General features: G+C 74.6%; 28 protein-coding genes. 11 read left to right on the top strand and 17 right to left on the bottom strand.

The window, feature by feature from the left end; translation table 11 throughout:
* Positions 1 to 2: 2 nt before the first annotated feature.
* A complete protein-coding gene (locus tag BJ983_RS25510) occupies positions 3 to 662 on the bottom strand; it encodes an FCD domain-containing protein (protein WP_179796377.1) in 660 nt (219 codons plus the stop codon).
* A gap of 126 nt (positions 663 to 788) precedes the next feature.
* On the opposite strand from BJ983_RS25510, the gene BJ983_RS25505 reads away from it, so the two are divergent.
* Positions 789 to 2,264 (top strand): LuxR C-terminal-related transcriptional regulator, encoded by a 1,476-nt coding sequence (locus BJ983_RS25505; RefSeq protein ID WP_179796376.1) that lies wholly within the window; start codon positions 789 to 791, stop codon positions 2,262 to 2,264.
* A gap of 4 nt (positions 2,265 to 2,268) precedes the next feature.
* Here BJ983_RS25505 and BJ983_RS25500 read toward each other — a convergent pair whose 3' ends face one another.
* The 5 genes from BJ983_RS25500 to BJ983_RS25480 form a co-directional block, all read right to left on the bottom strand.
* Positions 2,269 to 3,255 (bottom strand): aldo/keto reductase, encoded by a 987-nt coding sequence (locus BJ983_RS25500; RefSeq protein ID WP_179796375.1) that lies wholly within the window; start codon positions 3,253 to 3,255, stop codon positions 2,269 to 2,271.
* A gap of 10 nt (positions 3,256 to 3,265) precedes the next feature.
* Complete coding sequence (locus BJ983_RS32560; protein ID WP_179796374.1) at positions 3,266 to 4,180, bottom strand: glycosyltransferase family 9 protein; 915 nt, start codon at positions 4,178 to 4,180, stop codon at positions 3,266 to 3,268.
* Positions 4,177 to 5,280: a glycosyltransferase gene (locus BJ983_RS25490; RefSeq protein ID WP_179796373.1), complete on the bottom strand. Its 1,104-nt coding sequence runs from the start codon at positions 5,278 to 5,280 to the stop codon at positions 4,177 to 4,179. The genes BJ983_RS32560 and BJ983_RS25490 overlap by 4 nt, the downstream gene beginning before the upstream one ends.
* A gap of 102 nt (positions 5,281 to 5,382) precedes the next feature.
* Positions 5,383 to 6,609: a hypothetical protein gene (locus tag BJ983_RS25485; protein ID WP_179796372.1), complete on the bottom strand. Its 1,227-nt coding sequence runs from the start codon at positions 6,607 to 6,609 to the stop codon at positions 5,383 to 5,385.
* Positions 6,610 to 6,864: 255 nt separating this feature from the next.
* Positions 6,865 to 7,347 (bottom strand): hypothetical protein, encoded by a 483-nt coding sequence (locus BJ983_RS25480; protein ID WP_179796371.1) that lies wholly within the window; start codon positions 7,345 to 7,347, stop codon positions 6,865 to 6,867.
* 256 nt (positions 7,348 to 7,603) lie between these two features.
* On the opposite strand from BJ983_RS25480, the gene BJ983_RS25475 reads away from it, so the two are divergent.
* The 3 genes from BJ983_RS25475 to BJ983_RS25465 are packed head-to-tail and all read left to right on the top strand — an operon-like array spanning position 7,604 to position 9,544.
* A complete protein-coding gene (locus tag BJ983_RS25475; protein WP_218890472.1) occupies positions 7,604 to 8,710 on the top strand; it encodes a glycosyltransferase family 9 protein in 1,107 nt (368 codons plus the stop codon).
* Between the two features lie 49 nt (positions 8,711 to 8,759).
* Positions 8,760 to 9,068, top strand: a complete 309-nt coding sequence (locus BJ983_RS25470) for a hypothetical protein (protein WP_179796370.1) — start codon at positions 8,760 to 8,762, stop codon at positions 9,066 to 9,068.
* Positions 9,069 to 9,097: 29 nt separating this feature from the next.
* Positions 9,098 to 9,544, top strand: a complete 447-nt coding sequence (locus tag BJ983_RS25465; RefSeq protein ID WP_179796369.1) for a DUF2267 domain-containing protein — start codon at positions 9,098 to 9,100, stop codon at positions 9,542 to 9,544.
* Between the two features lie 24 nt (positions 9,545 to 9,568).
* Here BJ983_RS25465 and BJ983_RS25460 read toward each other — a convergent pair whose 3' ends face one another.
* Positions 9,569 to 10,162: a hypothetical protein gene (locus BJ983_RS25460; RefSeq protein ID WP_179796368.1), complete on the bottom strand. Its 594-nt coding sequence runs from the start codon at positions 10,160 to 10,162 to the stop codon at positions 9,569 to 9,571.
* Between the two features lie 74 nt (positions 10,163 to 10,236).
* Positions 10,237 to 11,637 carry an aldehyde dehydrogenase family protein gene (locus BJ983_RS25455; protein ID WP_179796367.1) on the bottom strand — a complete coding sequence of 467 codons (1,401 nt, stop codon included), beginning with the start codon at positions 11,635 to 11,637 and terminating at the stop codon, positions 10,237 to 10,239.
* 100 nt (positions 11,638 to 11,737) lie between these two features.
* Between BJ983_RS25455 and BJ983_RS25450 the strand changes: the two genes are divergently transcribed.
* Positions 11,738 to 12,475 (top strand): SDR family oxidoreductase, encoded by a 738-nt coding sequence (locus BJ983_RS25450; protein WP_179796366.1) that lies wholly within the window; start codon positions 11,738 to 11,740, stop codon positions 12,473 to 12,475.
* Positions 12,476 to 12,479: 4 nt separating this feature from the next.
* Here the strand turns inward: BJ983_RS25450 and BJ983_RS25445 are convergent, their stop codons facing one another.
* Genes BJ983_RS25445 through BJ983_RS25430 form a run of 4 tightly spaced genes read right to left on the bottom strand, consistent with a single transcriptional unit; the run spans position 12,480 to position 15,197 of the window.
* Complete coding sequence (locus BJ983_RS25445) at positions 12,480 to 13,301, bottom strand: CPBP family glutamic-type intramembrane protease (protein ID WP_179796365.1); 822 nt, start codon at positions 13,299 to 13,301, stop codon at positions 12,480 to 12,482.
* Complete coding sequence (locus tag BJ983_RS25440; protein WP_179796364.1) at positions 13,298 to 13,699, bottom strand: ChaB family protein; 402 nt, start codon at positions 13,697 to 13,699, stop codon at positions 13,298 to 13,300. Before BJ983_RS25440 ends, BJ983_RS25445 begins: the two co-directional genes overlap by 4 nt.
* Before the next feature lie 17 nt (positions 13,700 to 13,716).
* Positions 13,717 to 14,502 carry an HAD-IIA family hydrolase gene (locus tag BJ983_RS25435; protein WP_179796363.1) on the bottom strand — a complete coding sequence of 262 codons (786 nt, stop codon included), beginning with the start codon at positions 14,500 to 14,502 and terminating at the stop codon, positions 13,717 to 13,719.
* The gene (locus BJ983_RS25430) at positions 14,499 to 15,197 is read right to left on the bottom strand and encodes a dienelactone hydrolase family protein (RefSeq protein ID WP_179796362.1); all 699 of its coding nucleotides are present in this window, start codon (positions 15,195 to 15,197) and stop codon (positions 14,499 to 14,501) included. The genes BJ983_RS25435 and BJ983_RS25430 overlap by 4 nt, the downstream gene beginning before the upstream one ends.
* A 78-nt stretch (positions 15,198 to 15,275) precedes the next feature.
* On the opposite strand from BJ983_RS25430, the gene BJ983_RS25425 reads away from it, so the two are divergent.
* The 5 genes from BJ983_RS25425 (at position 15,276) to BJ983_RS25405 (ending at position 18,733) form a co-directional block, all read left to right on the top strand.
* On the top strand, positions 15,276 to 16,040 hold the full coding sequence (locus BJ983_RS25425) for an enoyl-CoA hydratase-related protein (protein ID WP_179796361.1): 765 nt from the start codon (positions 15,276 to 15,278) through the stop codon (positions 16,038 to 16,040).
* Positions 16,041 to 16,072: 32 nt separating this feature from the next.
* Entirely contained in the window at positions 16,073 to 16,489 is a 417-nt protein-coding gene (locus tag BJ983_RS25420; RefSeq protein ID WP_179796360.1) for an organic hydroperoxide resistance protein, read from the top strand.
* A gap of 70 nt (positions 16,490 to 16,559) precedes the next feature.
* Positions 16,560 to 17,582 carry an alpha/beta hydrolase fold domain-containing protein gene (locus BJ983_RS25415; RefSeq protein WP_179796359.1) on the top strand — a complete coding sequence of 341 codons (1,023 nt, stop codon included), beginning with the start codon at positions 16,560 to 16,562 and terminating at the stop codon, positions 17,580 to 17,582.
* Positions 17,579 to 18,112, top strand: a complete 534-nt coding sequence (locus BJ983_RS25410) for a hypothetical protein (RefSeq protein WP_179796358.1) — start codon at positions 17,579 to 17,581, stop codon at positions 18,110 to 18,112. The genes BJ983_RS25415 and BJ983_RS25410 overlap by 4 nt, the downstream gene beginning before the upstream one ends.
* 27 nt (positions 18,113 to 18,139) lie before the next feature.
* Positions 18,140 to 18,733 (top strand): copper resistance CopC family protein, encoded by a 594-nt coding sequence (locus BJ983_RS25405; RefSeq protein WP_179796357.1) that lies wholly within the window; start codon positions 18,140 to 18,142, stop codon positions 18,731 to 18,733.
* An 82-nt stretch (positions 18,734 to 18,815) separates the two neighbouring features.
* Here the strand turns inward: BJ983_RS25405 and BJ983_RS25400 are convergent, their stop codons facing one another.
* Positions 18,816 to 19,367 carry a L,D-transpeptidase gene (locus BJ983_RS25400; protein WP_246325647.1) on the bottom strand — a complete coding sequence of 184 codons (552 nt, stop codon included), beginning with the start codon at positions 19,365 to 19,367 and terminating at the stop codon, positions 18,816 to 18,818.
* Between the two features lie 144 nt (positions 19,368 to 19,511).
* The gene (locus BJ983_RS25395; RefSeq protein ID WP_179796356.1) at positions 19,512 to 20,033 is read right to left on the bottom strand and encodes an O-acetyl-ADP-ribose deacetylase; all 522 of its coding nucleotides are present in this window, start codon (positions 20,031 to 20,033) and stop codon (positions 19,512 to 19,514) included.
* Positions 20,034 to 20,071: 38 nt separating this feature from the next.
* Between BJ983_RS25395 and BJ983_RS25390 the strand changes: the two genes are divergently transcribed.
* Positions 20,072 to 20,521, top strand: a complete 450-nt coding sequence (locus BJ983_RS25390; protein WP_179796355.1) for an SRPBCC family protein — start codon at positions 20,072 to 20,074, stop codon at positions 20,519 to 20,521.
* 285 nt (positions 20,522 to 20,806) lie between these two features.
* Here BJ983_RS25390 and BJ983_RS25385 read toward each other — a convergent pair whose 3' ends face one another.
* From BJ983_RS25385 to BJ983_RS25375, 3 genes are all read right to left on the bottom strand, one after another.
* A complete protein-coding gene (locus BJ983_RS25385; RefSeq protein WP_179796354.1) occupies positions 20,807 to 21,523 on the bottom strand; it encodes a pseudouridine synthase in 717 nt (238 codons plus the stop codon).
* Between the two features lie 28 nt (positions 21,524 to 21,551).
* A complete protein-coding gene (locus BJ983_RS25380; protein WP_179796353.1) occupies positions 21,552 to 21,755 on the bottom strand; it encodes a DUF397 domain-containing protein in 204 nt (67 codons plus the stop codon).
* Positions 21,756 to 21,971: 216 nt separating this feature from the next.
* Positions 21,972 to 22,850, bottom strand: coding sequence for a Scr1 family TA system antitoxin-like transcriptional regulator (locus tag BJ983_RS25375; RefSeq protein WP_179796352.1), 879 nt, complete (start codon positions 22,848 to 22,850; stop codon positions 21,972 to 21,974).
* Positions 22,851 to 23,434 lie beyond the last annotated feature (584 nt).

Genomic DNA, 23,434 nt, shown 5'->3' with positions numbered 1-23,434 from the left:
GGTCAGCGACCGAGCACGGCCGTGCGGGTGGCCTCGAGGTGCTCGGAGAGGCGGCCGTGGGCCTCGACGGACCGGTCGGGGCCGAGCGCGGCGAGGATCGCCTCGTGCTGGCCGAGGATCTCCTCGGCGCGGGCGGGTCCGTGGCCGAGCAGGGAGCCGAGGTTCATCCGCAGCTGACGGTCGCGCAGCGAGGTGTAGAGCTCGGAGAGGATCGGGTTGCCGGCGCTCTCCACGAGCACGGTGTGGAAGCGGCGGTCGCCCTCGGCGAACGCCTGCTCGTCCCCCGCCGCGAACGCCGCCCGCTGCTCGGCGAGCACCTCGCGCAACCGCGCCACGACGGCCGCTCGCTCGGGCTCGGTCGTCGCGCACAGCTTCGTCACCGCGTGCCCCTCGACCAGCTCGCGGGCCTCGAGCACGGCCTCGACCTCGGCCGGGGAGACCGGGACGACGAGCGCCCCGCGCTTGGGGAACAGACGCAGCAGGCCCTCCGCCTCGAGGCGCAGGAACGCCTCGCGCACGGGCGTGCGGCTCATCGCGAGCACCTCGGCCACCTGACCCTCGCTGATCAGGTCGCCCCCGGGGAGGCGGCCGTCGAGGATCGCCGCCTTCGTGTGCCGATAGGCGCGCTCCTTGGCGGAGACCACCACACGCGTCCCGTCCACCGTCTCCGGCTCCCGTTCGCCCCGCTCCGCCGGGCACCTTGCCCGCGAGCCCGTGTGACCCTACTCTCGCCCGCATTGATGCATCTTGTATGCATCTTCTCGCGGGGGCGGGGTCGAGGAGGACGCATGACGGTGACGGCGCCGGCACGACGGCTCGAGGCACCCGGCCCGACGTCGGGATCGCCCGGCGGCGCCCCCGTTCCCGACGGCGGGTCGGGCTCGCTGCTCGGCCGGGTGGTCACGCAGCTGCGCACCCTGACCGGCGCCCGCTCGGCCTGGGTGGTGCGGGTCGACGAGGCCGCGGGGACCTGGGCCGTCGACGTGGGCGAGGGGGCCGGCGCCCCGCCGGAGGACCTCGTCGCCGCCGTGGTGCGCGAGCAGGCCCCCGTCGTCGTGACGGTGCCGGACGCGACGGTGCTCGCGGTGCCGGTCCGGCGCGGTCCCCGGGTGATCGGGGTGTGCGCCGTGGCCGGCGACGCCGACGTGGCGCTCTCCCCCACCGACCGCGGGCTCGCCGAGCTGTTCGCCGACTACGCCGCGCTCGCCCTGGTCGACCACGGACCGCTCGGGGGCCGGACCCTGCTCGAGGCCGTCCGCCAGGAGCTGGCCTGGGTGGAGCGGGCAGGGGGTCTGCGGACCGACCTGGTCACGGTCGGGAACGGGACGCTCGACGACGCGCGGGCCGAGGAGATCCTCCGGGTCGTGCAGGAGGCCCTGGTCAACGTCGTGGCCCACGCCGGTGCGGGACGGGTGCAGGTGGGCGTCCTGCACGGTCCGGGCACGGTGACGGTGCTGGTCGAGGACGACGGTTCGGGCTTCGACGCGACCGGCCACGGAGGCCTGCACGAGGCCGCGTCCGGTGCCCAGCGCGGGCTGGTCGCGATGAGCGCGCGGGCCCGGCGGCTCGACGGCGAGCTGGAGATCGGCACCGGGACGGGCGGGGGCACACTGCTCCGCCTGACCGTCCCCTGCGGCCCGGAGCCCGTCGCGTCCGGGCGGGCGCGGCCGTCGGTGCTGGTCGCGGCGCGCCGACCGGTGGTCCGGGCCGGGGTGGTGCGTCAGCTCCAGCTGGGGGCGCCCGACCTCGGGATGGTGTCCGAGGTCGACCTCGGGGCCGCCCACGACCTCACCGCGGCCTGCCGCCTGCTCGGCCCGGACGTCCTCGTCGTCGAGCCCGACCTGCTGCCCGCCGACCTCACCGCCGCGCTCGACGCGCTCGCCGCCCTGCCGAGGGCCCCCGCCGTCGTGCTCCTCGCCGAGGCCTGCGCCGACCACGCGCTGCGCACCGCGGTGACCGCGGGCGCCCGCGGCTGCGTCGACCCGGACGACGGCGAGCGGCTCGTCGAGGTGGTCACGGCCGCGGGCCGGGGCGAGTCGACGTTCCGCCCCGACCAGCTCGGTCGGCTCGCCGCCGCGCCGCGGAGCCGGGGCATCACCGCCCGGGAGCGGGAGGTCTGCGACCTCGTCGCCCGCGGGATGACCGACCGCCAGATCGCGACGGCCCTGCGCATCTCGGCGAAGACCGTCGAGAAGCACGTGGGCTCGCTGCTGCGCAAGACCGGGGCCCGGAACCGGACGATGCTGGTGGCCGTCGGGCCGTAGCCCGTCAGACCCCGGCGAGCCCCCGCGCCACGCCGAGCGCGGCCGACACCCCGCGGACCGGCTCGAAGCGGTCGGACGCCTCGTTCAGTGCGGTCCACTCGTCCCCCGCGAGGACGATCTCGGCCGCCGCGCAGTTGCTCTCCAGCTGCTCGACGCTGGACGCACCCGGGATCGCGACGACCTCCGGGCGGTGGATCGTCCAGGCGAGCGCGATCTGCGAGGGCGTCGCGTCGTGGGCGGCGGCGACCTCGCGGAGCACGTCGATCAGCGGCTGGGCGCGACGCAGCGACTCGGGCAGGAACAGCGTGTTGATCTGCCGCACGCGGTTGGCCGGACGGTGGTCGGCGTCGAACTTGCCGGAGAGCAGTCCCTGCGCGAGCGGGCTGTAGGCGATGACCGCCCGCCCGGCCTCGGCGGCGTAGGGCAGCAGCTCCCGCTCCGGGTCGCGCGACACGAGGCTGTACTGGACCTGGTTGGAGATCACCCGCGACCCGAGCGCGGCCTCGGCGTCCTGCCAGCGGTCCAGCGAGTAGTTCGACACCCCGACCTCGTCGACCACGCCCGCGGCCTGCAGCGTGCGCATGCCGGGCATGGTGCGGCGGTCGCCGATCACCGGGTTGGGCTGGTGGACCTGGTAGAGGTCGAGCGGGCGGCGGACCCGCCCGGAGCTCGCCACCCCGCGCTGCTCGACGACCGGCCCGATCGGCAGGACCGGGAAGACCTTGGACGCGACGACGGTGGTCGCCGGGTCGGCGTCCGCGCGGTCGAGGGCGTCGCCCAGGATGCGCTCGCTGCGCCCGAAGCCGTACACCTCGGCGGTGTCGAAGACGGTGATGCCCAGCTCCAGGGCCCGCCTGACGATCCGTGCGGCCTCCGAGTCGGGGCCCGACGTGTAGTCGCCGCCGTAGCCCCACTCGCTCGACCCGAACTGCCAGGTACCGAGCCCGATGGCCGACCAGCGCTTGGCGGTCGGCAGCTCCAGATAGCGCATGCCTCCACCACTACCCGACGATCGCCGCGACGTCCGCCGCGGGCAGCGCCTCGAGGCAGGCCGGGCCCGTCGTCGAGAACGGGCAGGCGGCCTCCCACCAGCACTCCTGCTCGGTGATCGCGGTCGGTCGCCGGACCGGGCAGTCCGGGTGTCCCTGCAGGTTGCGGCCCTCCTCGAGTCCGTAGCGGCTCGCGAGGGTGGGGCCGAACAGGGCCACCGTGGGTGCACCGACGGCCGCGGCCATCCGCACCGGCCCGGTGTCCCCGCCCACCACGACGCCCCCGGCGCGGCCGACCGCCGCGAACCGCGCGGCGAGGCCCCGCAGGTCGGTCGGCTCCCAGGTCGGGACGCCCGCGACCGGGGTGACGGCGACGACGGGTCGGTCCCCGAGGGACGCCACGAGGTCGCGCCACCACGGCCAGCGCTTGACCGCCATCCCGGCATCGGGCACCAGCACGACGGTGCCGGGCTCCGGCTCCGCCACCTGCTCGTCGTCGCCGAGCACGATCCGCGGCGGGCGCGGCGGGCCGCTGATGACGCCCTCCGCGGCGAGGATCCGCTGGTAGCGCTCCCCCACCAGCTCGTCGGCCGGCGGCGAGCGCCACAGGTTCGTCACGGCCCGCGTCCCCCGCGCGGCGGCGTCGGCGTCGATCAGGTCGCCGATGCCGTCGAAGCGGGTGGTGGTCACGACGAGGTCGGGGGCGAGCTCCGCCAGGCCCGTCCCGACGGCGGGTCGCTCCGCGTGCTTCTCCGCGGTCCGCACGGCGGTCACCGCGGGGTCCCGGTCGAGCAGCACCGCGCCCGGGGCGTGGGTCAGCACGACGAGCTCGCCGTCGGGATCGGCGTCGCGCAGCGCGTGGATCGCCGGCAGCACCATGATCAGGTCGCCGAGGCCCCCGAGGAGGTCGACGACGAGGGTCCTCACACCAGCTCCGCGTAGAGGGCGCGGTGGCGCGCGGCGAGCGTCTCCCAGTCGCGCCCGGCGAGCAGCTCCCGGCCGCCGGCGGCGATCCGCTCGCGCAGGGCCGGGTCGTCGAGGAGCCGACGCAGGGCCGTGACCAGCACGTCGACGTCGCGGACGGCGGGGGCGACGACCACGGTCCCGGAGTCGACCAGCTCGGTGTCGTCGGCGAGCTGCGTGACGATCGTCGGCAGCCCGTGGTCGAAGGCGGCGAGCAGGGCGCCGCTCTTGGTCGTGGCGCCCGCGGTGAACGGGAAGGCCGCGACGTCGGCGGCCTGCAGGGCGGCGGAGACCTCGTCGGCGGGGACGTGGCCGGTGATCGTGACGCGGTCGGTCGCCCCCGCGTCCGCGACGTGCTTCGTCAGCTCCGCCCGGAAGGCCGCCGCCTCGTCGTCGGGCAGGGCCAGCGAGGTGAAGCCGCCGACGATCAGCAGGTGCAGCGACGGGTGCTCGGGGGCGAGCCGGGCGACCGCGTCGATCAGGTAGCGCAGACCCTTCACCGGGTGCACGAAGCCGAAGAAGACCACGACGGTCGCGTCCGCCGCGATCCCGAGCGCGCGACGGGTGGCCGCCCGGTCCACGGGCGGGGCCACGACGACGTTCGGCGGGATGGGTAGCCGGACCACGCCCGTCGTCGGGAAGCGGGAGCGCAGCACCGCCTCGTGGGCGCCGTTCGTGGTGACGACGCGCGCGCTGCGCGGGACGAGCCGGCCGCTCTCCGGGTCGGCGAGGCCGAGGCGGGCCGGGAGGCGCCAGGGGCGGGGCGACCACCAGCCGTACTCGTGGACGGTGGTGACCAGCGGGGCGGAGACGAGGTCGCCGAGCAGGCCGGGCCAGCTGGAGAAGCGGTAGGCCGACGGGGCGAACTGCAGGTGGACGACGTCGGCGCCGCGGGCGGCCCGCGCCGCCGCGAGCAGACCGCGGGGACCGGGGTCGACGGGGACGTCGCGCACCGGCGTGCCGTCGGCGCGCAGGGCCGCGACGAGGCGGTCGGTGTAGTCGGCGACGCCGTCGTGGGCGGGATCGGCGCGGCCGTGGAGCATCGCGACCGTGGGCTGGGGCACGGGGTCCGGTACCCGGAACCAGGGTCGCGGACAGCACGAACGGGCCGTCCGTCACCTCGGAAGGGGATGAACGGCCCGTTCGTGGGGTCGAGCGGGTCGGCGTCAGCTGACGGCGAGGTCCCCGCGGGTGACGACGCCGCTGGTGACCGGGGCGGGCGAGGTCCCGAGGGTCAGCGACAGGGAGTCGAGCGCACCGGTGCTCGCCCCGTCCTTCACCACCGCCGTGAACCCGACGACCGCCCCGGTCTGGGTGAGGGCCGTGCCGGTGATCGTCGCGGTGCCGGTGCCGTCACTGGTCACCGAGGTGATCGTGCGGCACACGATCCGCACGTCGCCGTCGCGGAAGGAGCAGGTGCCGGATCCGGAGGCCGCGGAGCCGGACACCGCGATCGACGCGCGGCCGTCCTCGCCGTAACGGACGTCGCCGCGCACGGAGGCCGGGCGGACGACCGGGCCCTGGTAGGTGACGACGACCGAGCCGGCCGCGGCGTTGGACGCCGTGGCGCTGCCACCGGTGGGCACGCGGTTCGTCCCGCCACCGCCACCGCCGCCGCCGGTGTTCGCGGCCGTCGCGCCGGCGTCACCGCCCCGCAGCCCGCCGCCGCCACCGCCCGCGCCGCCGGCGCGCTCGCCGGCGGCCGCGGCCGCCGTGGCCCCGGTGGTCGTGGCGCTCGCCCCGGCGGCCCCGCCGGGCGCGGTGTTCTGGCCCGCGCCGGCACCGCCGGCCGCGGCGGCGGCACCGCCGAGGCCACCGGTCCGGGTGGTGTTGTTGCCGCCCGCGCCGCCACCACCGCCACCGCCGCCGGCCGCGATCGCGACGGCCGAGCCGTCCTGCTGGACGACGGAGGCCGCACCACCGGCGCCACCCCCACCGCCGCCGCCGACGGCACCGCCGCCGGTGCCGCCGGCCCCGCCGCCACCTCCGGTACCCGCGCCCGCGCCCCCGGTCCCGGCCACGGCCGTCCCGTCGGTGCCGTCGGCACCGCGGACGCCGGGCCGGACGGTCAGGGTGGTCCCGGCCGCGCTCGGGAGCGCACCGGTCACGACCGCGCCGTTGCCGCCCGCCCGTCCGGCGGCGCCACCCCCGCCGTCGCCGCCCGCACCGCCGACGGCGCCGCGCACGGTGACCCGCACGTTCGTCGCGTTCGCAGGGATGGCGAGCGTCTGCTGGCCGCCGGAGGCGAGGTAGGTGCAGGTGACCGCGGAGCCGGACTGGGCGCACTGGCTCGGGAGGGCCTGCGTCGGCGCGGCGCTGGCGCTGCCGGGCAGGAAGAACAGGGCCATCGCGGCGGTGGCCGTGACGGCGGAGAGGCGGGTCGTCGACGACATGCGGGACTCCAGGGGGTTCTCGGTCGGACCTCGGGACGAGCGGGCCGGGCCTGTCGCACGGGCGACACGCCCCGTGGGGATCGAGTACGTGCTGTGCTCGACCGATCACGCAGCGGCATCAGGTGTGTCGTCCGGACGGAGCAGTGCGCTACGCGATCCGTCGCCTCGTTCGGGCGATGTCCGGAAACGTGTCGCAGGATGTGGAGGGCGTCGCCGCGGGACCCGGTGGCCCCGCGACGACGCGGTCCGTCCTCGTCAGCCCACAGTCAGGTTGCCGCCGCCGACGAGGCCGACGGAGACCTGGCGTCCGGACAGCGACACCGACAGCGAGTCGACGGTCGCCCCACCGCTCACCGCCCCGTCGCGCACGACGGCGACGACCGGCACGACGGCGCCGCGCACGATCCCGGCGACCCCGGTGACCGCGGCCGTCCCGACGACGGTGGCCGTGCCGACCCCGGTGCGCACCACCGAGAGGACGGAACGGCAGGTCAACGTCACGGAGCCGTCGCTGGTCGAGCAGGTGCCCGTGCCGGCGAGCAGCGAGCCGGAGACGGCGATCGACGCCCGACCGGCGGCGCCGTCGGTGACGTCACCCCGCACCGAGACGGTCTGGCCTAGCCGGATCTGGTCGGCCACGGGACCGGCCGGGGTCCCGGCGAGGGCGCTACCGGGCAGGAGGAACAGGGCCACCCCGACGAGGGCGGCGAGGGCGGAGAGGCGGGCGGACGACGACATGGCGGGCTCCAGGGTTCTCGATTCCGGATACAGCAGGGGCCGCGGCGTGTCCCCGCGTGGACACGCCCCACGTCACCGACCCGATGACTCCCCGCAGCCGGTCGGTGACGTAGCGAGAGGGACTATGTAGTCCTTTCGGACTAGTGCGCTACGGCCGTGACCGAACCGTTGCCGCTCGATCGGGCGATTCCGCCGAGCGGACCGTCCGTGCGGTGGCCGCTCGCGTGAGGCGGGGACCGGCGGGTACCTGCACCCCGTGTCGTCTCCGTCGTCCCTGCCGCTGCCCGCCCACCCGGCGGGCCACCGTCCCGGGGTCGACGACCCGGACTGGACGGCGATGGACCGGATCCTCGTGGTGCGGCCGGACAACGTGGGCGACGTGATCATGACCGTGCCCGCCCTGCGCGCGCTGCGGGCGGCGGCGCCGCAGGCCCGCCTCGAGCTGCTGGCCTCGCCCGCGGGCGCCGCGGCCGCGCCGCTGGTGGCCGAGCTGGACGACGTCGTGGTCGCCTCCGTGTCCTGGCAGCGGTTGCCGGCCGCTAGCGCCGCCGAGGACCCCGACCCGGACGCCGACCTCGTCGTGACCCTGGCCGCCCGGGACTACGACGCCGCGGTCGTCCTCACCTCCTTCTCGCAGTCGCCCTGGCCGGCCGCGGCACTCTGCCGTCGGGCGGGCATCGGCGTGCGCGTCGGCACCAGCAAGGAGTTCGGCGGGGACGCGCTCACCCACTGGGTCCCGGCCCCGCCCGACGGTGGCCACCAGGTCGACCGGGCGCTCGACGTCCTCGCCGCGGTGGGGGTCCCGGCCCGCGGCACCGATCTCGCCGTCACCGTCCCCGCGCCCACCCACGAGGCCCCGGCCGGGCGCTACGTCGTCGTCGCGCCCGGCGCGAGCTGCTCCTCCCGGCGCTGGTCCCCCGAGCGGTTCGCGACGACGGGTCGCGGCCTCGCCGACCGCGGCTGGACCGTGGTGGTCACCGGCACCGCGAAGGAGGCCGACCTCGTGACCCGCGCGGCCGCCGGGGTCCCCGACGCGGTGACGATGATCGGCGAGCTGGACCTCGGCGGGCTCGCCGCCCTCGTGGCCGGCGCGGACGCCGTCGTCGTCAACAACTCCGGGGGCGCACACCTCGCCGACGCGGTCGGCACGCCGGTGGTGGAGCTGTTCGCCGGCACCGAGGAGGTGGGGCAGTACGCCCCGCGCTCCGTGCGCGCCGAGGTGCTCACCTGCCCGGTGACCTGCTCGCCCTGCCGTCAGCTCGTCTGCCCGTTCGACCAGGAGTGCCTCGACATCGCGCCGGAGCGCGTGGTGGACGCGGTAATGAGGGTGGCTGCGCCCCGTGAGCAGAAACTGTCGTCATAGCGACCGAAAGTGCTCACATGGCGCAGCCACCTCGCGGGCACCCGGCCCCATGCCCCCGGAGCGGACGGCCGACGGCCACCACGTGGTGATCGACGGACGCCGTTGGCGGGCCACCGACCCGGACATCCCCGAAATCGACGCCGCCCGGTTGCGCCGGTGGCTGATGGCCGCCCGGCGGGACGTCGGGGCGGCGTTGAAGGCCGACGATCCCGACGCCGAGCGGGCTGCCCGCGACCGCGTCCACGCCGCGAAGACCGCGCTCGGCGAGCGTGGTCCCGAGTGGTGGGAGCAGTCGGCGGACGAGCGCCGCGCCCGCTGGTCGGCCGGGATCGACCGGGCCGCCGACGAGGGCTATTGACCGCTCCCACACGAACCTGGAGTCTCACCATGACGACCCCGCCCCTGCAGGACGACCCGAACCCGAACGACCCGAACCCGGCGCGCTCGAGCGCGACGCTGCACGCCTTCGCGGGTCAGGTGCAGCGTCGGCTGGGCCTCGACACCGAGAGCGAGGCCGAGGTGCTCACCCGGGCCACGCTGAACGAGTTCGGCAAGGCCGTCAGCGCGGGGCTCGCGCAGGACCTCACCGTCAGCCTGCCGCCGGAGCTCTCGGCCGAGCTGCGGGCGCAGCGCCCCTCCGACGACCAGGCCCGCTCGATCGGGCGCGCCGAGTTCGTCGACGCCGTCAGCGGCGCCGTGCACTCCGTGGACGCCGAGGAGGTCGAGCGTCAGGTCGAGCAGGTGCTGCGGCTGCTGCGCGAGTGGCTGCCGGAGTCCGACGTCGACCGCACCCTCGAGCAGCTCCCCGGCGACCTCGTGGAGCTCATGCGCTAGACCCCGGCCCGCCCGGTCGGCCGCTCAGCGGCCGCCGGGTGCCGTGGTCCTCGTCGGCGCCGGCGCCGGCGAGGGCGGGTCGGTCGGCTCCGGCTCCGTCGGGGGCGACGACTTCGTGGGCTTCGTCGGCGGGTCCTGCTCCGGCGGGTCCTGCGCCGGCGGGTCCTGCGGGGGCTGCGCCACCGGCGGCGCCACGGGCGGTACGACGACGGGTCGGGGCGCGGGTACGACGGGGCGCACCGGCGGCACCGTCGTCGGCACCACCGACGTGCGCACGACCGGCGACGGGTCGGGCACGTCGGCGGTGGTCGCGTCGGTCTCCGGCGCCGGCCCGAGCACCGGCAGCACCGGGGCGTCCGGCACCACGGCCGTCGACGACCCGACCGGCACCGTCGCCACCCCCGCCATCGCCGCGAGACTCGTCACCGGGGCCACCCCGGTCGCCACGACGACGCCGAGCGCGGCCACCGCCGACACCACGAACGCGAGCAGCGAGTGGGCCGGCTGGACCCCCGGCGCGCGCCCGCCGCCCGCACCGGGACGCCGACGCGGGGTCGGCTCGATGAGCGCGGTCTCCGACTCGGGCGCCGGCGGAGGTCCGGCGGGCGGCTGGGGCATCACGTCGGCGTAACGACGTCACCCGTTCAGGGGTGACGCTCTCGCCGTTGGCCACCACCTTCAGTGATCAGGTGTCACCGTGCGTCGCGTGTCGGGCAGGGCTCGACGTGGACCACCTTCGTCGCCGTCATCTCGTCCAGCAGCTCCGGGCCGTACCCGAAGCCGGCGCCGGAGAGCCCGCGCGGCTGGGCCGCCCCGCCCGGCGCGCCACCGAACGCGGCGTTGACCTTCACGGTGCCGACCGGCAGGGCCCGCCACGCCTCCTGCGCGTGCGCCATGTCGGGGGTCAGCACGGTCGCGGCGAGGCCGTGCGGGTCGTCGATCGCCTCGGTCAGGGCCTGCTCGAACGACTCGACGACCCGGACGGCGGCCACCGGGCCGAACGTCTCCTCACGCAGGATCCGCATCTGCGGGGTGCACCCCGACAGCACGGTGGCCGGGTAGAACGCGCCCGCCCCGTCGGGCACCGCACCGCCGACGTGCGCGACCGCACCGTCGCGCAGCGCCTCCGTGACGTGGGAGTGCACGTGCTCACGCTGCCGGCGGTCGACCAGCGGCCCGAGGGCCTTCTCGCCCTCCCCGGACGGCCGGTAGACCCAGCGGGTCGCCTCCTCGGCCAGCGCGGCGAGGAACTCCTCGGCGACCGCGGCGTGGCAGTAGACGCGTTCCACCGAGACGCACACCTGCCCCCCGTTGGCGTAGGACCCCAGCGCCACCTGACCCGCGGCCCACACCGGGTCGACGCCGTCGTCGACGATGAGCGGGTCGTTGCCGCCGTTCTCGAGCAGCACCTTCGCCCCGGTCCCCGCGGCCGCCTCGGCGATGGCGCGGCCCGCGGCGATCGACCCGACGTGCGCGACGACGTCGACGCCGGCGTGCCCGGCGAGCAGCGCCCCGGTCGGTCCGGCCCCGTCGACCACGGTCAGCACGCCGTCGGGCAGGTACGAGGCGAGGAGGTCGGCGAACCGGCGGCCCAGGTGCGGGCAGCGCTCGGAGGGCTTGTGCACGACGGTGTTGCCGGTGACCAGCGCGGCGCCGATCAGCCCGGCGGCGACCGCCACCGGGTCGTTCCACGGCGTGAGCACGGCCACCACGCCCCGCGGGCCGGGGACCATGAGGTCGGTCGCCGACCAGTTGCCCTGCAGCGACCGGCCGCGGTGCAGCGGGCCCAGCTCGGCGTACTGCTCGAGCGTGCCCGCGGCCGCGAGGACGCCGCCCAGCCCGTCGTCGAACGGGCGGCCGGTCTCGGTCTCGTTGAGCCGGGCGAGCTCCTCCGCGACGGCGCGCACGGCGACCGCGGCGGCCTTGACCAGGCCTGCCCGGTCCCCCGGCGCGGTCCGCGCCCAGTCGCGGCCGGCCGCGACCGCCCGGCCCACGGCGTCGTCGACCTGCTCCGGCCCGGCCGGGCGCACACGGCCCACCACCTCGTCGGTCGCCGGGTCGCGGATCTCGATCTCGGCCGTCGCGGTCGTCATGCGTCTCCTCGGTGCTGGAAGGGTGCGTCGCGGCGGGGTGCCCAGCGAGCCCGTGCCCCACCCGTGGTGCAGTCCGGCCGGTCGCGGGTAGCCGGTGATCATGAGTGGAGCACTGGACGGTGTGGTCGCGGCGGTCACCGGCGCGTCGAGCGGGATCGGCGAGGCGACCGCGCGGGCCCTCGCGGCCGAGGGCGCGGCCGTGGCGCTGCTGGCCCGTCGTCGGGACCGCCTCGAGGATCTCGCGCGGGAGCTGGGCGAGGCCACCACGGTGCACGAGGTGGACGTGACCGACGGAGCGGCCGTCGCGGCGGCGGTCGCGGACGTCGTGGCCCGGCACGGCCGCCTCGACGTGCTCGTGAACAACGCCGGCTACGGCAGCATGACCCCGGCGGCCGAGGCGGACCTGGCCGAGTGGCGCACGATGGTCGACGTCAACGTGGGCGGCGTGCTCGCCACCACGCACGCGGCCCTCGGGCCCTTGACCGACGCGGCCACGGGCGGGCGTGGCGTGGCCGACGTCGTCACCATCTCGTCGGTGGCCGGGCGCAAGGTGTCCGGCCCGGCGGTGAACGTCTACGCGGCGACCAAGCACGCCGTCGGGGCCTTCTCCGAGGCGCTGCGCCAGGAGTTCGCCCCACGGCACGTGCGGATCGGCCTGGTGGAGCCCGGCCTGGTGCGCAGCGAGCTGACCGAGGGCAACGGGGCGCTCGGCGAGGTCGGCGAGCTGGGCGTCATGGAGGCGGCCGACATCGCCGACGCCGTCGTCTACATGGTCACCCGCCCCCGTCGGGTGGCCGTCAACGAGATCCTGATCCGCCCGATCGAGCAGACCCGCTGAGCGGCTACAGCGCGAGGAGCAGCAGCGCGAAGGACGTCAGGTTGAACGTGGCGTGCGCGACGAAGCACGGCCAGATCGACCGGGTGCGCTCGTAGAGGACGGCGTTGAGCACGGCCAGGACTCCGACCGCGAGGAACACCACGTTCAGGCCGTGCGCCAACGCGAAGACGAGCGCCGACACCACCGTCGCGACGATCCGCCCGTACCGGCGCAGCGACCCGTAGCCGATCCCGCGGAAGAGGAGCTCCTCCCCCAGCGGCACCGCGAGCCCGCCCAGGACCACGGCCCACACCGCGGCGCCGCCGCCCGAGAACTGGGTGAGCGCGGCCTGCGGGTCGGTGGTGTCCCCGGTGACCGAGACGTAGGCGTAGATGAGGACCCGGGAAACGACCCACACCGCGAGCCCGAGCAGCAGCGCGAGGCCGACCGTCCGCCACGACACACGGCGGAAGCCGATCGCGGCGAACGACCGGACCCGCAGGCCGAGCGCGGCCGCGACCGCCCCGTACGCCGACACCGCCGAGATCGCGAGCAGCACCGGGGCCGACGGCAGGGCGCCGGTGGCACTGATCAGCACGAAGCCCGCGAGGACCTGGATCGCAACGTAGACGACCGCACCGACCAGGAGTTCGGGCAGCCCGAGCCGGCGACCCCGACCCCACCCGACCCCGTCGGGCGGCGGGGGCAAGGGGGCGCCCCCGAGGCCCGCCGGGCCGGGCCCGGTCGCGGGTCCGGTCACGGCGCCGTTCCCGACGACGGGTGGGGCGGGCTCCGCGGGTCCGGCAGGACCCGACGTCGGGACGTCCTCGCGCTCCGTCTCACTCACTCGCGGGCCTTGCGCGTCTCGCGGTCGTTCGCCTTCCGCAGCGCGTCCACGAGCTCGTCCTTGTCCATCGTCGAGCGCCCCTCGACGTCGAGCTCCTGGGCGCGCTCGTAGAGGTGGGCCTTGCTCGCGTTGGCGTCGACGCCGCCCGCGGACTCGCCGTCGGGGTTCGCGCCGCCGCTCTCCGCCCGGGAGTCGGAGGGGCCGTACTCCTCCTTCGGCTCCCAGTGGTCGCCGACCTTCTCGTGGGTGTGCTTGAGCGCGGCGTACGCCGTGCGGGCCGCCCGCTCGCCCTTCCCGTAGGTCTCCTCCGCGGACTCCTTGGCCTGCGCGTACGTGTCGCGGGCCTTCTTGTCCGAGCGCTGCAGCGTGGACGGCAGGTCCTCGAAGTCATCGGGCATGGCGGGGGAGTACCCGATCAGCCCCGGGAGCCGACCTCCAGCGAGGCCACGCTCTCCACGATCTGGTTCGGCCGGTACGGGTAGCGGTCCAGCTCGGCGGAGTCGGTGACCCCGGTGAGCACGAGGATCGTGTGCAGGCCCGCCTCCATGCCCGCGACCATGTCGGTGTCCATGCGGTCGCCGATCATCGCCGTGGTCTCGGAGTGCGCCCCGATCGTGTTCAGCCCGGCCCGGATCATCAGCGGGTTCGGCTTCCCGACGAAGTACGGCTTCTTGCGGGTCGCGTGCGTGATGAGGGCGGCGACCGACCCGGTGGCGGGAAGCGTGCCCTCGGCGCTGGGCCCGGTGGCGTCGGGGTTGGTGCAGATGTAGCGCGCACCGTTCTCGATCAGCCGGATCGCGCGGGTGATCGCCTCGAACGAGTACGTGCGGGTCTCGCCGATCACGACGTAGTCCGGCTCGCGTTCGGTGAGGACGTAGCCGACCTCGTGCAGCGCCGTCGTCAGGCCGGCCTCGCCGACGACGTAGGCGGAGCCGTTCGGCCGCTGGTCGTCGAGGAACTGGGCGGTGGCCAGCGCCGAGGTCCACAGGTTCTCGACCGGGATGTCGATCCCGCTGGCGTGCAGCCGCGCCCGCAGGTCCCGCGGGGTGTAGATCGAGTTGTTGGTGAGGACGAGGAAGTGCTTGCCCGCCTCGCCGAGCCGGCGGATGAACTCGTCCGCGCCCGGGAGCGCGTTCTCCTCGTGGACGAGGACGCCGTCCATGTCGATCAGGTAGCTCTCGAGGTCCGGCAGCTCGCTCATGCCAGGTGCTCCCCGAAGAAGGCCAGGACGCGCCGCCACGAGTCCTCCGAGGCCGCGGCGTCGTAGCCCATCCCGAGCGGCCGGATCAGGCTCTCGGCGTAGAAACGCTCGTGGAACGAGTGCCCCGCACCCTCGTACGTCCTGATGTCCTTCTCGACGCCGAGCGTGGTCAACGCGGCCTCGAGCCGCTCCGGGTGGCCCTTGAGGCTCGCGTCCTTCGCCCCGAAGCTCCCGACGACGGGGCAGATGCCCTCGAGCTCCCGCTCGGCGTCGGTGGGGACGTGGCCGTAGTTCGGTGCGGAGGCGGCGAAGTCGTACCGCGCCGCCGCGAGCAGGGCGAACCCGCCGCCCTGGCAGAACCCGATGACCCCGATGCGCCCGGTGCAGTCGTCGCGCCCGGCGAGCCAGACGCGCGCGGCCTCGATGTCGTCGAACACCGGACCCTGGCCGCTGGTCATCGAGCGGAACACCGCCGCGACGCACCGGATGCCGCCGCCGCGTGGCGTGTAGAGCTTCGGGGTCACGGCGAGGTAGCCGGCGGCGGCCAGCCGGTCGGCGTGGGCGCGGATGTTCTGACCCACGCCGAACGCGTCCTGCAGGACCACGACGCCGGGCCACGGCCCGGTGCCGGACGGCGTCGCGAGGTAGGCCTCCTGGTGCGAGCCCCCGGCGGCGGGGATGTGCAGGTCGGGCACGGTCTCGGTCTCCTCTCGCAGTACGGGCCCGCCCAGCGTGGCAGGCTCGCGCGGACATCGCGTGATCGAGGAGGAAACGTGTCGGACGTGCGGGTACGGGTCGAGGAGTCCGACGGGGTCGTGCGGCTGGTCCTTGCCAACGGGGCCGGGCACAACGCGGTCGACTTCGAGTTCGGTGCCCAGTTCCGCGCCGCGCTCGCCGGGCCGGCACAGGCCGCGCGGGTCGTCGAGATCGTGGCCGAGGGGCCGAACTTCTGCGTGGGCGGTGACGTGCGCGGCTTCGCGGCGAACCCGGACTCCTCGCTGTCCTCCCTCGCCGACGACTTCCACGCCTGCCAGCGGCTCCTGCTCGACCTCGCCGTCCCCGTCGTCATCGGGGTGCAGGGCTGGGCGGCCGGGATCGGGCTCTCGCTCGTGCTGACCGGCGACGTCATCGTCCTCGCCGAGGGGGCGCGCCTGCGCCCCGCCTACACCGCGATCGGGCTCACTCCCGACGGCGGGATGACCGCGACCCTGCCCGCCGCCGTCGGCCGCGCCCGCGCGCTCGACATGTTCCTCACCAACCGGCCGATGGACGCCGCCGAGGCGCTCACCGCGGGCCTGGCGTCGCGCGTGGTGCCCGACGACGCGCTGCACGAGGAGGTCGCCGGGATCACCGCGGCGATCGCGGCCGGGCCGCCGCAGGCCCTGGCGGCGACGAAGAAGCTGGTGCGCGCCGCCGGGGGCGTCCTCACCGACACCCACTTCGAGGCCGAGGCCAAGTCGATCGGCGACCGCGGTCTGTCGGCGGAGGGCCGGGAGGGCGTCGCGTCGTTCGTGGCCAAGCGCCGCCCGTCCTGGTGAGTCGCGCGGGCCGCTCCGGGTAACCGCCCGGTATGGACATCAAGTACGTCGCCTCGGCCACCTCGTCGGGGGACGCCCGGAACGGGCACGTGAAGTCCGACGACGGGATCATCGACCAGGACATGGCGATGCCGAAGGAGCTGGGCGGTCCCGGCGGGGCCACCAACCCCGAGCAGCTGTTCGCGGCCGGCTTCGCCGCGTGCTTCCACCAGGCGCTCAAGCTCGCGGCCGGCAACGAGGACGTCGACGTGAACTCGTCGAGCGTCGAGGCGGAGGTCGGGCTGGGGCCGGACGCCGAGAGCTTCGGGATCGAGGTCGCGATCGTCGCGCACCTGCCCGGCGCCGAGCAGGACACCGCGGACCGGCTGGTCGCCCGCGCCCACGAGCTGTGCCCGTACTCGAAGGCCACCCGCGGCAACATCAAGGTGGACGTGAGCGCGACTGTGTGAGCTTCGCTCCCGTGAGCAGTAAGGGTCGTCATAGCGACCTTTTCTGCTCCCATGAGCGAAGCTCGCAGCCGTGCGTCTCCCCCTCCGGACCCGTGTCCTCGGTGCCCTGCGCACCGCCCTCGGCGGCTCGGTCGCCGACCTCCCGCCGCCCGAGGTCCCGGCCGCGCGGGAGCGCTCGGGGCGCATCCAGGCCGGGCCGGCCGGGCGGGTGGTGGTCGGCCGTCACGACCGGCGGGTCGTCACCGAGGACGCGTCGCTGACCGTTCCCGGGGCCGAGTTGCCCGTGCGGATCTACCGGCCGCCGCACCTCGCGGCCGTGCCCGCACCCGTCGTCGTGAACATCCACGGCGGCGGGTTCGTGCAGGGCGACCTCGACCAGTCGGACTGGTTCTGCGGCCAGGTCGCGCTGGTCGCGGGCGTCGTCGTGGTCTCGCTGGACTATCGCCTCGCGCCCGAGCACCCCTTCCCCGTCCCGGCGCAGGACTGCTACGCCGCCGTCGAGGCCCTCGTCGCCGAGCCGGGACGCTTCGGCATCGACCCGCAGCGGGTCGCGGTGATGGGCGACAGCGCCGGCGGCAACCTCTCCACCGTCGTCTGCCTCATGGCCCGCGACGCCCGCCGCCGAGGCGAGGCGGCCCCGACGATCGGGGCGCAGTGCCTCATCTACCCGGGCACCGAGATGGTCGACGTGCTGCCGTCCGAGCGCGCGATCCCGACCGCCCCGATCCTGCACGCGAGCGACATCCGCGGCTTCTCCCGGCTCTACCTCGCGGGCGCCGACGGGACCGACCCGTACGCCTCCCCGCTGCGCGCCGACCTCTCCGACCTGCCGCCCGCGCTGGTGCAGACCGCCGAGCACGACCCGCTGCGCGACCACGGCATCCGCTACGCCGACGCGCTCGCCGCGGCCGGGGTGACCGTCCGCTACACCGACTACCAGGGCGCCTGCCACGGCTACGTCTCGATGCCGCGCCTGTTGCCGACGACGGCGCACCAGGCGGCGTGGGAGGTCGCGTCCTGGGTGAGCACGTGCCTGGACCCCGCAGATCGGTCGTCGAGGACGCCGGAGGGCTCGCCTACCGTGGCCTCATGACCTCGACCGGCGCCCGCGTGCTCGGCGTGGGTGCGCTGGCACCCGCGCTGGGCGCGGCCGCGCACGTCGAGGCGGGGGGCGGGCTGCCCGAGCTCACCCTCCCGGTCCTGCTCGTCGGCGTCCTGACGGCGGGTCTGGCCGCTTCGGTGGTCCGGCGCCGGGTCGGGGTCCTGCGGCTCGCCGTCGTCCTCGCGGCCGGTCAGGTCGGCTGGCACCTCGCGATGGGTGCCGGGACCGACCACGCGATGCACGCCATGCCGGCGACCGCTCCGTCGTCGGGCATGGTCGCTGCCCACGGGCTCGCCACCGTGCTGGTGGCGCTCGGCGCCGCAGGCGCCGACCGGGCCGTCGGCGCGCTGGTCGCCGGGCGGGTCGGCGCGGTCCTGGCGGTGCTGCGCGGGGGTCCGACGATCGTGGTCGCGGCGCCCGCGTTGCGTGCGCTCCCGCCGTCGGTGGCCGTCCCGGTCACCGCCGCCCTGCTGCGCGTGCGTCCCCTGCGGGGTCCGCCGGTGCGTCCCGCCGCCGCGTGACCACCCCCGACCCCGCTTGAAGGGACCATGACCTCCTCCTCCGCGCCCCGTGGCGCGTTCCTCCGCCCTGCCCTGGTGGCCCTGCTGATCGGCCTCCTGGCGCTCGTCGGCGCCGGCCCGGCCGCCGCGCACGACGTGCTCGAGGGCAGCGACCCGGCCGACGGCTCGTCGGTCGCCACCGCCCCGTCGAGGGTCACCCTGACCTTCGGCGAGGCCCCCACGCCGAACACCGCCACCATCACCGTGGTCGGCCCCGACGGCACCACCCACTACGAGTCCGGCGCGCCGGTCTCGGACGGCGAGAAGATCTCGGTCGCCGTCGCCCCGCTCGGAGCGGCCGGTCGCTACGAGATCGGCTGGCGGGTCGTCTCCGACGACGGACACCCGGTGTCCGGCGCTCTGTCGTTCACCCTGACGACGCCGGGCCCGGCTGCCGCGGTCCCGTCCGCCTCGCCGGCGGCGGGTGCCCCGGGCACCAGCGCCCCGGCCGTCACGCCGAGCAACGCGGCCGCGGCCGCACCGGCCGACGACGAGGGCGGCGTCCCGGCGTGGCCGTTCGTGCTGTTGGCGGTCGTCGTCGTGATCGGGGCCGTCGCCCTGGTCCTGCGTCGCCGGGCCTGATCCCCCGCCCCCGGATCGAGCGAAGGGCCGCCTCGGTCGACTAGTCGACCGAGGGGGCCCTTCGCTCGGGACGGGGTGGGCGCTACGGGACGATCTGCACCCGGTCGTTCGGGTTCAGGTGCTCGAAGAAGCGCTTCGCGTCGGTCTCGTTCAGGCGCACACAGCCGGCCGACTGCCGGTCGAGGGTGCCCTGGTGGAACGCGCGGCCATTGCCGTCGAAGAAGACCGCGTACGGCATCTTCGCGCCCTCGAACTCTTGGCTGACGTGGTACTGGTCCTTGCGCTGGACGATGAAGTCGCCCACCGGGGTCTCGTGCCCCTTGCCGCCGTGCGAGTTGTCGACCGGGCCGTAGACGACCTTGCCCTGGCCGTCCAGCAGCCACGCCTTGTTCTCGGAGAGGTCGACGCAGGCCTTGATCGCCTTCGTCGTGCACGGCGTGCCGCCCACGCCGGGTGCGGTCCCGGCCGGCGCGGCGGCCGCGGCGATGCCGGACGCCTGGACCAGCCCCATCCCGATGGCGGCTGCTGAGAGGACGAAGCGCCCCGTGCCCGGGCGCTGCTGCTGACGGTGCCTGCCCTTGCTCAATGAACCTCGCTCGATCGTCCACGCGCCGGCCACGCGCCGTGCCGGCATGCACGCACGGCTCCCCCCGAGCGCGCACGAACGGGACAACGACGCGGCAACAGGACGGTCACGAACCGGATGGATGACGCGACATCGGTCGCAAGCAGGCAACCCGAGCCGCGACCACCCGTCGTCGGGAAAGTCGCGGGATGATCAGTGCGCAGGCTGAGCCGCGCGGGTGAACGCCTCGTACGCGTCGTCGCCGAAGAGGACGAAGCGCACCTCCTCGACGGCCGTCCGGGTGAATCCGACCGTCTCCACGGCGACGCGGGCGGCGTCGTCCATCGGCCACCCGTAGACGCCCGCCGAGATCGCCGGGAAGGCCACGGTGCGGGCGCCGAGCTCATCGGCGACGCGCAGCGACTCGCGGTAGGCGCTCGCGAGCAGCTCGGACCGGTCCTTCGACTTCGCGTAGACGGGCCCGACGGTGTGGATCACGTGCTGCGCCGGGAGCTTGCCGGCCGTGGTGGCGACGGCCTGGCCGGTCGGGAGACCGTCGGGCAGGGACGTGGCCCGCAGCTGCCGGCACTCCGCCAGGATCTCCGGGCCGCCCCGGCGATGGATGGCGCCGTCGACCCCACCGCCGCCGAGCAGGCCCGAGTTGGCGGCGTTGACGACCGCGTCGACCTCCTGGGTCGTGATGTCGCCCTGCACGAGGGTGATGCGCGCTCCCACGCCACGGCAGTACCCCCGGGCGTGCCACGATCATGCGTATGACGTCCGACCGCAGCATCGAGGTGTCCCGCCTGGTCGACGCGCCGCCGGAGCGCGCCTTCGCCCTCGTCGCCGACCCGGACCGCCACCCCGACCTCGACGCCTCGGGCATGGTGCGCGCCTCGCAGACCCACCTCGCCCTGACCGAGCTCGGTGACGTCTTCACGATGGACATGCACAACGAGCAGATGGGCGACTACACCGTGGAGAACCACGTGGTCGTCTACGAGCCCGACTCCGCGCTCGGGTGGGCGCCCGCCGGCCCCGGTCAGCGCCCGGCGGGCTACACGTGGACCTACACCTTCGAGCCCGACGGCGACGCCACGCGCGTGACCCTGACCTACGACTGGTCCGCCGTGACCGACCCGCAGCTGCTCGAGTTCTTCCCGGTCGTCGACGCCGACACCCTGGACGCCTCGCTGGGCCTGCTGGCGGAGGCGCTGGCGTAGTAGTCGGTCCCAGGTGTCAGCGGTGGCACACGACTGACACTCGACGTCAGCAGCGCGCCACGCCCGGGTCGGCCGCGGCGAGGTGCACACCAGGCACCTCCCAGGGCCGCCAGGCCTGCGCCATGTGACTCTCGCGCCGGGCCGGCCGGCCCGGGCTTCCCGAGGTGCACACCAGGCAGCTCGCGGAGCCGATCGACCTGCGCCCCGTGACTCTCGCGAACGCGCCGGACGCTGCCCCGTCCGCCAGGTTCACACCGGGCAGCTCGTCCGGCCCGTGGACCTGCCCTACGTGACCCTCGCAGTGCCGAGCAGCGCCCGGAACTCCTCGTCCGGCTCCGCCGTCACGGTGCGGCGCTGGCCGTCCGGGGCGTCGAAGGTCAGCCGGTGCGCGTGCAGCCCGGTGCGGGTCGTCGGGTTCTTCTCGAACAGCGGGTCCCCGACCAGCGCGTGCCCGATCCATGCCAGGTGAACCCGGATCTGGTGCCGCCGGCCGGTCAGTGGGTGGACGGCGAGCAGGGTCGTCCCCTCGCCGGACTCGAGCGTCGTGAACGTCGTCGTGCTCGGGTAGACGTCCTTCGAGGAGTCGACCGCGTCCTCGGGCACGCTCCACACCCCGTCGACCACTGTGATCGCCTCACGTGGAGCCGCGATCCGCACCCGGTTCTTGCGCCCGACGGAGAGCGGCAGCTCGATCCGCCCCTCGGCCGGCAGCCCGGTCGTCCCAGTGACCGCGAGGTAGCTCTTCTCGACGGTGCGGCGGTTGAACTGGCGGGTCAGGTCGCCGTGCGCCTCGAGCTGCTTGGCGAACAGCACGATCCCCGAGGTCACCTTGTCGATCCGGTGCGCAGGCCAGAGCTTCTCGCCGTCGTGGGCGGCGATCCGCACGATGTCCGTGTCGTGCCGCTCCCCCATCACCGACCAGCCGATGGGCTTGTCCAGCACCAGCGCGCCGTCGTCCTCGTACAGCGTGCGCGCCGCGCGCATGTCGGCCCAGGTGCTCACGCCACCAGTGTGACGGCACGCAGCACCGTCAGATGAGGTGGTCGAACTCTCCGCGCTTCGCGCCGTCGAGAAAAGCCGCGAACTCGTCGCGTGTGAAGAGCAGCGCTCCATCCTCGGGAGTCACCGAATGCCGCAGCCCCACCCCGCCCGGGAGAGAGGCGACCTCGACGCACATACCGCGACTCTCACTGAGTGCGGACTTCATCCAGGCGACCTGCTGCTGCGCCTGCATACGAACGAGCACCCTCAGCCCCCGTGGGTCCGCCTGGCAATTCGCGCCCCGGATCGCTGGACGTCCAAGGACCTCGGGCGGGCACTCTTTCTAGCCCGAACGATCCAGTGACGCCAGCCACGGAGTGCTGGCGAGCCTATAACCACCCGGAAGGGGCTCACTTCCGACCCCCTCAGGGCGGCTCTGACGTGCGGTGATTCATCGAAGGCGCGGCGCTCAGGGTTCCATCCCCTCGTACCGTCGCGCCGTTGCCACGAGCCGCGCGCCGGCGTCCTCTGCCCACTCCGCCAAGGACGACAGGTGGGACCAAGCTCTGTCGAACCTCTCGACGTCCTCCGGGCGATCAAATCTCATGGGTCCTGCCAGACCTTCGACGAAAACGACGTCCGGAGCCAAGCCCTCCCGCACACGGAGGGAGACGAACATGCTGTTCACTGCAGGATGAGCCCCGACCGCGAGAGGCACGACGCCGAAGGAGACCCGCCCGCTCGCGACCGCATCAGTGATGAAAGAAATCTGTTCACGCATCACCGGCGGACCTCCCACACACCGCAAGAGTACGGATTCGTCCACGATAATCTCGTACTGACAATCGCCATCCAGTACGGCTTGCCGGCGAAACCTCGTATCAATCGCCTCCGCGACCAGGTCCGCGGAAATGCCGGGCGTTCCGTCAACAATAGCGGCACTCATGTATTCGCGCGTCTGCAACAGCCCCGGAATCACCCCTCCGTTGAATTCGCGAATCCAGGAGGCGTCGCGTTCGAGATCGAAGAATCCGTCCTGACGGACGGTGACGTCATCGAGGGTGGGAGCGAAAGCCTGAGGAGTCGGCGTCCGACGCCGTCTTGCGAGTCGGGCCAGCGCTCGCATGTCGTCCGCGGCCGAGCCGCCCACTCCGAAGTAGTGGATCAACGACGAGATGTCATCAGACTGCACAGCGCGGTCCCCGGACTCGATCCGTGACACCTTGCTGAGCGAGAAGCCTAGGTCGTCCGCCACTTGCTTGGCCGTCTTCCCCGCGGCTCGGCGCAGCTCGCGAAGCCGCGCCCCGAGTTGCCGTCGCTGGGTGGTCGGGGTCGGCTCATCGGCCACCGGATGAACCCCCTCCGACGACACCGCCGATCGTGTGCACCCGAAACTGGTGCAGAGTTGTCACTTGCCAGTTCGAGTATGCGCTTGTCACAGTAGGGAAACACGGCGGGGGGACGTCGATGACGCGCCGGGAGTCTCGGAAGAGACCCCGGACGCGGACCTCCCCACAGCCGATCAATTCCCTGCTGGGGAGGAGTGATCGACTGGGACGAGGATCGACGCGACGCGGGATCACCTACCCGCGCGCCCACGGGACAGAGAAAAGGCGCTGCACGGACGTGCGGCAACACGTCTTGCACAGCGCCCTCTCTGCGATCACATCGCCGGATCACGAGTCCGGCCATGCGCGCCCGGGCCGAACACGGCCCGGATCACTTCCCCTCCCGGTCAGGAGCAGAAGCAATGCTGCCTTTGTACCGCGCGTGTCAACGCATGTGCAGACGACTAGCAGACGATCTCTTCCTCTCGGACGACCTCCGCGCCCACGCGCGCGGCTGGACCAACGAACCGATCCGACACGGCACCAGCCGCCGCTACCGCGACCCGCGGTGGGACCGGCTCAGCGCCTGCCCCCACTGCGACGC

This window comes from Actinomycetospora corticicola (assembly GCF_013409505.1).
GTDB lineage: Bacteria > Actinomycetota > Actinomycetes > Mycobacteriales > Pseudonocardiaceae > Actinomycetospora > Actinomycetospora corticicola.
The sequence above is the reverse complement of the archived record's forward strand: the minus strand, read 5'-3'. Positions and strand labels throughout refer to the sequence as shown.

Bases quoted from the DNA above. Each gene is read 5' to 3' on its own strand.
- BJ983_RS25505 (WP_179796376.1), top strand. From the start codon at position 789: ATGACGGTGACGGCGCCGGCACGACGGCTCGAGGCACCCGGCCCGACG.
- BJ983_RS25500 (WP_179796375.1), bottom strand. From the start codon at position 3,255: ATGCGCTATCTGGAGCTGCCGACCGCCAAGCGCTGGTCGGCCATCGGG.
- BJ983_RS25485 (WP_179796372.1), bottom strand. From the start codon at position 6,609: ATGTCGTCGACGACCCGCCTCTCCGCCGTCACGGCCACCGCCGCGATG.
- BJ983_RS25480 (WP_179796371.1), bottom strand. From the start codon at position 7,347: ATGTCGTCGTCCGCCCGCCTCTCCGCCCTCGCCGCCCTCGTCGGGGTG.
- BJ983_RS25470 (WP_179796370.1), top strand. From the start codon at position 8,760: ATGCCCCCGGAGCGGACGGCCGACGGCCACCACGTGGTGATCGACGGA.
- BJ983_RS25465 (WP_179796369.1), top strand. From the start codon at position 9,098: ATGACGACCCCGCCCCTGCAGGACGACCCGAACCCGAACGACCCGAAC.
- BJ983_RS25460 (WP_179796368.1), bottom strand. From the start codon at position 10,162: ATGCCCCAGCCGCCCGCCGGACCTCCGCCGGCGCCCGAGTCGGAGACC.
- BJ983_RS25455 (WP_179796367.1), bottom strand. From the start codon at position 11,637: ATGACGACCGCGACGGCCGAGATCGAGATCCGCGACCCGGCGACCGAC.
- BJ983_RS25450 (WP_179796366.1), top strand. From the start codon at position 11,738: ATGAGTGGAGCACTGGACGGTGTGGTCGCGGCGGTCACCGGCGCGTCG.
- BJ983_RS25440 (WP_179796364.1), bottom strand. From the start codon at position 13,699: ATGCCCGATGACTTCGAGGACCTGCCGTCCACGCTGCAGCGCTCGGAC.
- BJ983_RS25435 (WP_179796363.1), bottom strand. From the start codon at position 14,502: ATGAGCGAGCTGCCGGACCTCGAGAGCTACCTGATCGACATGGACGGC.
- BJ983_RS25420 (WP_179796360.1), top strand. From the start codon at position 16,073: ATGGACATCAAGTACGTCGCCTCGGCCACCTCGTCGGGGGACGCCCGG.
- BJ983_RS25410 (WP_179796358.1), top strand. From the start codon at position 17,579: ATGACCTCGACCGGCGCCCGCGTGCTCGGCGTGGGTGCGCTGGCACCC.
- BJ983_RS25405 (WP_179796357.1), top strand. From the start codon at position 18,140: ATGACCTCCTCCTCCGCGCCCCGTGGCGCGTTCCTCCGCCCTGCCCTG.
- BJ983_RS25400 (WP_246325647.1), bottom strand. From the start codon at position 19,367: ATGCCGGCACGGCGCGTGGCCGGCGCGTGGACGATCGAGCGAGGTTCA.
- BJ983_RS25390 (WP_179796355.1), top strand. From the start codon at position 20,072: ATGACGTCCGACCGCAGCATCGAGGTGTCCCGCCTGGTCGACGCGCCG.
- BJ983_RS25380 (WP_179796353.1), bottom strand. From the start codon at position 21,755: ATGCAGGCGCAGCAGCAGGTCGCCTGGATGAAGTCCGCACTCAGTGAG.